Here is a 1,465-nt window from a genome sequence, read left to right on the forward strand (position 1 = left end):
GCACCCGTTGAGGTATTGATGGTGAAGTCGGCCGCGTCATAGCCGCCAACAATAGAGAAGGTTAGAGGATTTCCATCGCCATCGGTCGCCGTGGCGCGATAGCCCGTGTTCAAGCTACCTTCATTCGTATTGTGAGAAGCTGGGGACGTAAATATCGGCGCATTGTCATTTTCATTAGTAACCGAAATGGCGAGAATTTGATCAGCATACCGCGTGCCATCGCTAGCTCGCAAGGATATGCGGTAAATATTATCACCATTGGCATCCCCTGGAAGATCTGCATTTGGTGGGTTCTTAAAGGAGAGCTTTCCGGTTGCATCCATTTGGAAGTTACCGGCATCTTCCCCGCCAATAATGCTATAAGTAACAGCCCCACCATCGCCATCTGTCGCATTGGGTACGTAAACAATACCGGAAAAATTCTCATTGACTGAAATATCGGTTCCAGAGTTCCAGCTTGGAGCGAACTCATTGACATTATTAATTTTTACGCTGAAGGTTTTATCATTATGTCGTGTACCATCACTCGCGCGAAGGACAATAACGTAACCATTATTCCCATCTTGATCGTGCGGGTTTTCAAAGTCGGGTGAATTTTTAAACTGGAGCGCCCCTGTCGTAGCATTAATCGTGAAGGCACCAGCGTCTGCGCCGCCAACAATTGAGTAAGTTATAGATTGCCCATCGCCATCACTGGCGTGAACAGTGCTAATAACGCCCGTTACATTTTCATTGACCGCAATATTGCCACCAGACGTCCAGCTTGGCGTGAACTCGTTGATATTGCCAACTGAGACGCTAAACGCTTTATCATTATAGCGCGTGCCATCACTGGCGCGCAGGATTAGCGCGTAGCCATTATTGCCATCTTGGTCATGCGGCGCTTCATAATTGGGGGCTGTTTTAAACTGTAGCGCCCCAGTTGCGGCATTGATGGTAAAGGCGCTGGCATCCGTGCCGCCAACAATTGAGTAAGTTATAGATTGCCCATCGCCATCACTGGCGTGAACAGTGCTAATAACGCCCGTCACATTTTCATTGACGGCAATATTGCCACCAGACGTCCAGCTTGGCGTGAACTCATTGATATTGCCAACTGAGATGGTCACGGTTTTGCTGATAGTGTGACGCCCATTCTGGGCACCAATCTGAACAACATACACATTGTTCCGATCAACATCCGTTGGCGCTTCATAATTGGGGCTTGTTTTAAAGTATAGCTCACCCGTTATAGCATCGATAGTGAAGCTGTCCTTATCGGCCCCTCCTGCTATCGAATAAGAGAGCCCTGAGCCACTTCCAAGCGAGGCTTGCGCTCGGTAGGCCAGCCCCGTCGCATTTTCATTCACACTGGCTGTATCACCAGACACCCACACTGGCGCATAGAGCGCGGGGTCGAGTTCATCGGGTCTGGATTTGAGCTGTTCGATGACGCTGGCTGCGAGGCGATTACGATAGGCTGTGG

The 1,465-nt window shown here is 49.6% G+C and carries 1 protein-coding gene; it reads right to left on the minus strand.

The window, feature by feature from the left end; genetic code table 11:
- On the minus strand, positions 1 to 1,465 hold a 1,465-nt coding region (locus tag H151_RS16705), incomplete at both ends, for a cadherin repeat domain-containing protein (protein ID WP_019962479.1).

The organism is Woodsholea maritima DSM 17123, from assembly GCF_000382325.1.
Lineage (GTDB): Bacteria > Pseudomonadota > Alphaproteobacteria > Caulobacterales > Maricaulaceae > Woodsholea > Woodsholea maritima.